General features: G+C 25.0%; 7 protein-coding genes. 2 read left to right on the top strand and 5 right to left on the bottom strand.

What is annotated here, in order from left to right; translation table 11 throughout:
* Positions 1-203 precede the first annotated feature (203 nt).
* Positions 204-434: a hypothetical protein gene (locus ACRCYC_RS08260; RefSeq protein ID WP_438533435.1), complete on the bottom strand. Its 231-nt coding sequence runs from the start codon at positions 432-434 to the stop codon at positions 204-206.
* Between the two features lie 2 nt (positions 435-436).
* Positions 437-1,516: a replication initiator protein A gene (locus ACRCYC_RS08255; protein WP_438533434.1), complete on the bottom strand. Its 1,080-nt coding sequence runs from the start codon at positions 1,514-1,516 to the stop codon at positions 437-439.
* Between the two features lie 199 nt (positions 1,517-1,715).
* Between ACRCYC_RS08255 and ACRCYC_RS08250 the strand changes: the two genes are divergently transcribed.
* Positions 1,716-1,955, top strand: a complete 240-nt coding sequence (locus ACRCYC_RS08250; RefSeq protein WP_438533433.1) for a hypothetical protein — start codon at positions 1,716-1,718, stop codon at positions 1,953-1,955.
* On the opposite strand, the gene ACRCYC_RS08245 is transcribed toward ACRCYC_RS08250, so the two are convergent.
* The gene (locus tag ACRCYC_RS08245; protein WP_438533432.1) at positions 1,933-2,127 is read right to left on the bottom strand and encodes a hypothetical protein; all 195 of its coding nucleotides are present in this window, start codon (positions 2,125-2,127) and stop codon (positions 1,933-1,935) included. The genes ACRCYC_RS08250 and ACRCYC_RS08245 overlap by 23 nt on opposite strands.
* A 153-nt stretch (positions 2,128-2,280) precedes the next feature.
* On the opposite strand from ACRCYC_RS08245, the gene ACRCYC_RS08240 reads away from it, so the two are divergent.
* A complete protein-coding gene (locus ACRCYC_RS08240) occupies positions 2,281-2,469 on the top strand; it encodes a hypothetical protein (protein WP_438533431.1) in 189 nt (62 codons plus the stop codon).
* A gap of 146 nt (positions 2,470-2,615) precedes the next feature.
* Here the strand turns inward: ACRCYC_RS08240 and ACRCYC_RS08235 are convergent, their stop codons facing one another.
* Positions 2,616-2,804 (bottom strand): hypothetical protein, encoded by a 189-nt coding sequence (locus tag ACRCYC_RS08235; protein ID WP_438533430.1) that lies wholly within the window; start codon positions 2,802-2,804, stop codon positions 2,616-2,618.
* Between the two features lie 105 nt (positions 2,805-2,909).
* Positions 2,910-4,846 (bottom strand): hypothetical protein (locus ACRCYC_RS08230; protein ID WP_438533429.1); only part of this gene is annotated, 1,937 nt, incomplete at its 5' end.

The raw sequence follows: 4,846 nt of genomic DNA, 5'->3' as shown, positions 1-4,846 counted from the left end.
TATTGCTGCTTGAATATCTGTTTCTTTCATGTTATCTCTCCTAAATAAATTTGATTTTTCTAATTTTATGTAGTAATTAAATATTATCTTACTTTTTCATATGTCTGGGATTTAGTGGGGAAAAAGCTTCTTAGAAGGTCGGGGACTAAGGAGCTTTTTTGTTTCCCTAATTTATCTACTGACATTTTTATTAAAAAAGTCAGTTAGAACAAACTTTGTTGTTTATATTTGATTTTTAAATCATTTGCTACAAGATTATATTTACCTCGATAAAACTCTTTTTCTGAAATCCCTATCTTTTCAGCAAGTTCTTTATTAGATAAATTAAAATTAATATAGACTAAAGTTTCCAATTTCTTAACTCTCTGCTTTATTTTACTTTGAGATTTTTTATAAGTAACTCCACTTTTTCTTGCTCTTCTAGTTTTCTCCATAACTAAGCTCCTTTTTCCAATAGATAATACTTTTCTAAAATTTCAAACTTAGTTTTAGTTCTAGCCATAATCTTAGCAACAGTTGGTCCATATTGTTCTATAGCTAATTGATATGCTTCATCATCAATTTTTTTCTTCTCTGTATCACTTAAAACTTGATATATTCCTTGCAATCTATCAATCTTAGCTGTGTATTCCTCTTTAGCTTCCTTAGCTTCTATTGTGCTGTCTATAGCTTCAGAATTAAACTTATGTCCTCTTGCTGTAGGTGTAGTGCTGATATTCTTTTCAGTTGAGTATGTTATATCTTTCAATGTCCAATTCTCTTCTAAAGCCTTGTAAATAAAGCCAATTCCTTTTTGAGATTTAGTTGCATAATTAACAACCTCTTTGATTCTTTCAAAAGATAGTCCCATATTTTCAACTAAGAACATGATATTTTTACAAGTTGGTATATCTTTTACGTTCTCAAGCAAATATTTTTTAATCTCTTTTATATTTTTTTCAAAAGAACTACTACTAGATTTTTCAGGTTGGTTAGTATCTTGGTCTTTATAATTTATATTATCTTGGTAAGTAGTAGTTATTATTAAATTATTATTAATAAAGTTATTATTATTAGCCTCTACAAATTGTGTAATCTCACTAACACACTTTGTAGAATCTGACTCACACAAATTGTGTAATTCTATTTTTTCTTCTAAGTTAGATTCTACAATTTGTGTAATCTCACTTTCTTCTTTTTCAGAGTAGATATTTAGATAATAAAGATTAGAATCTCTGTATTTACGTTTAACTTGTAATAATCCTAATTCATATAACTTATCAAGATCTCTTTTTATCTGATTATTTGATTTTACTTTTCTATCTTCTCTCATCGAATCCCAAGAGTATATAATAAAAACTTCTCCTTCTTCATCTATCCAATTGTTCTTTGAAGATAATCTTGTTCTATCATACATAAGCATATAAAGACAGTATGCTCCTGGAGTAATTTTCCCCTCAAGTAATAAATTAAATAACCACTTAGGTGTCTGATAAAAATTTATATTTTCTAAATCTTCTTTTTTTATTGCTCTCATTTTGTTACCTCCTGATGAAAGGACTGCCAAGAACCTTCCATTCCTATTTTTATATTTAATTGCTACCCTCAACCCTTAGGTTCTTGGCTATGGGTTAAGAGTATCAATTAAATGCCTACACTAAGTAGGCTTGTATATAAGCCTCCAAAAAGTTATAATGAAATCACGACAAAACAAAATACATTTATGGAGGTATTATATGAAAGAAGTTTGGGCTTGTTTAATTGGTAATTGGGTTTGTCTTAACGATGATCCTAATTGTGTAATGGGAATTCATCGTTCTTCTCCTGTTATGTGGTATGAAGAAGGAGCTGAAATTTGGGCTCCAAATAAAAAAGATTCTGAACATACTTATTATGAATCTGATTTTATTCATATTTACTACAAAGGACAAAGTTATCGAATAAACCCTATTTTTATTCAGATTGTTGGTGAATAATCGGATAAGGACATTTACTTAAACTACTCTTTATAGTATCCTCATCTAAAAATAACTCTTTTTCATTTTTTTTAATTTGGATACTATAAAGATAGTCTATATTTGTTTTCAATTTATCCCATTCTGATTTACTTAGTTTTAATAATTCATTTACTAATACTTGTGTCTTCAATTCTTTCACCTCCCCAAAGCCCACATTATGAGCTTTAAGCAAGTGCCTATTTTCATAGGTTAGTTACTTTTTTATCTTTGTTGATTTCCCCCCTATCATGAGGTATACTCGTACTACCTTGGCCAAGGAAATACTTAATAGGGGGTGAATATTATGATATTTTACATTAACACTGTTACTCATGAGGTCCATAAAGAAAACTGTTCTTGGAAACCTACTGTTAACTTCTCTTGCTTGGGAGTATTTGACTATCCATATCAAGCTATTGCAGCAGCTAAAAAAGCTGGTTATTCAAATGCTGATGGTTGTGCTTATTGTTGTCCGGGAATGCATACTAAATAATTTAATTATAAAGAGGCTTTAATTTAGCCTCTTTATATATTCTAATATTTTTAGTTTTATATCATTCTTTCGTTTCTCTCAAAACCATATTGTGAACTTCAAATAGAGATTTATTATTACATTTCTTTATACTTTTTGTATAATATTTATTTAAAAAAATTTAATGTTTCATCTATTAACTCTGCAATTATATTAAGTTCATCTATTGAAAATCCTTTTCTTTTTTTGTCCCAAGCTATTAATTTATATCTTAAACCTTGTCTTGATATTCCTAACTTTTTTGCTAAATTTATTTGTTTAATTCCTTTTTTATATAACAAACTTTTTAGATCCAACAAAATCACCTCAAATTTATTATACAAAATGTATAATGTTATGTAAAGTTTTTTTTAACTTTTTTAAATTATTTACATATAAATATTTAATAAAAAAACAACCAATTACTTATGGTTGTTTTTTAATAGTCTATTATTTTCCTTATTTAATTGCTCTTTTACAAATCTACCTAATTCTTTTGGAAATTCATCATATCCACTGGTTATAATTATTTGATAATTCTTTTCTTTTTCAAATTCTTCAACTAATATTTTTAACATATTTTTTAATTTATCAATTCCTATCCCTTTATCAGAAATTGAATCTATTAATAAAAATCCTGGATAAGAATTATCTGTTTTTAAATGTGTTTTTAATAAAGATAAAAAATAAAAAAACTTTTTAGGGACTGCCGAACTAGCTTCTGAATAATAGCCCTCATTTATAATAGGCATATAACTCTTATCTAACCTTATTTTATTTACTTCTGGATATAATTTTTTCATTAACTTAGTAAACTCTTCTTCAAATATTTTTAAGTTTTCTTCTAACTCTTCCTCTTTTTCCTTCTCTTTTTTTTCTAATAAAATCTTTTCCATATCTAAATCTTTTGTTAATTTTTTTATATCCTTTTCTAAATTTATTTTTTTACTCAAATTATCTAGTATTAATCTTATATTTTCATTTTTGTTCATATAATCTATTTGTTCTTTGTTTAATTGTTCAATTGTATTCGAATTATTACTTTGACTAGAGCTATCTAAGATATTTTTTAAAGAATTTGATACTGATAAGTAATCTTCATCTAATTTTCCTAATTTTATTTCCTTTTCTTTTAATTCATCTTGACAACTTAGTACTGTTTCTTCCATTAAATTCACAGATTTCATTTTAGATTTTACCATATTTGAATATTCATTTTTAGAAAAAATAAATTTTTCATAATTTAAACCATGTTCTGATCCGCATATACATTTCCCTTTTTCTATATGTATACTTTCATTACAAAATGGACAAGAGTTTAAATTATAAAAATTAAAATTCTCACTTGTTAAAATTATTTTATTTAAATCATCTATATCTTTTTTATATTCTTCTATTAAATATATCCCTCTATTGATATCTATATAGAGTTCGTCCATGTCTGATTTTATATTCTTTTTTAATTCTAAAATTTCAGTAAGTTTATTTTCCATTTTTTTTACTTCTGATAAAATAACCGTTCCTTTATTAATTTCTTTTAATAGCTTCTCTACATCTGATTTTATAGTTCTAATTCTGTCATCATTTGACAACAAATTTTGCTTTAAAATACTTTCTGTTATATTTTTTATCTTAAAAATATTTAAACTTTTAATTAAATATTCTATATTATTTTGCTTTATTATTTTTTCTTGCTTTTCTTTGGTCAAATTTTTTATTTTTATATATATATCATAATATTCTTTATTATATGTTCCTAGTAATGTCTCAAAAATACTTCTTTTCATAACAGAACTATTATTATAAAAATTTGTATTTGTCATAAACGCTTCTTGATATATTTTATTAGGCTCCGTAATTTGATCGTAATATACTAATCTCATTAAATCATCAAAATTAATTTTATGCGAGTCATTAAATTGAGAAATTTCAATAGTATCTATTTGTAACTCTTTCAAAATCCAATCTGAAAATGTTTTTTTTGTATTCTCATATAACGTACCACTTCTAAAAATAGGATATAATATATTTTCACCATTACCATCTATTACATATATTTCATTTTTATAAATCTCTCTAATTATGATAAATTTTTTATTATTAATAGTCAAATTTAGTTTTACTCTACCATTTGTATCATTTACAATTTCTTTTAATGGTGTTAAGGATTCCTTTTTAAAATATGGTAAATTATTTCCTAAAGCAAAAAAAACTAAATATGTAAACGTTGACTTTCCCGTTCCATTATCTCCTAATATTATATTTATTCCTTCAGATAAAAGAGGTGATTCATATATATAATTATCTCCTATATATTTTAATTTATTTATAATTATTTTTCCCATATTTCTACCCCATT

This window comes from Paraclostridium sp. (genome assembly GCF_051657365.1).
In the GTDB taxonomy this organism is placed as follows: Bacteria; Bacillota; Clostridia; order Peptostreptococcales; family Peptostreptococcaceae; genus Paraclostridium.
This window is presented reverse-complemented; position numbering and strand designations above follow the sequence as displayed.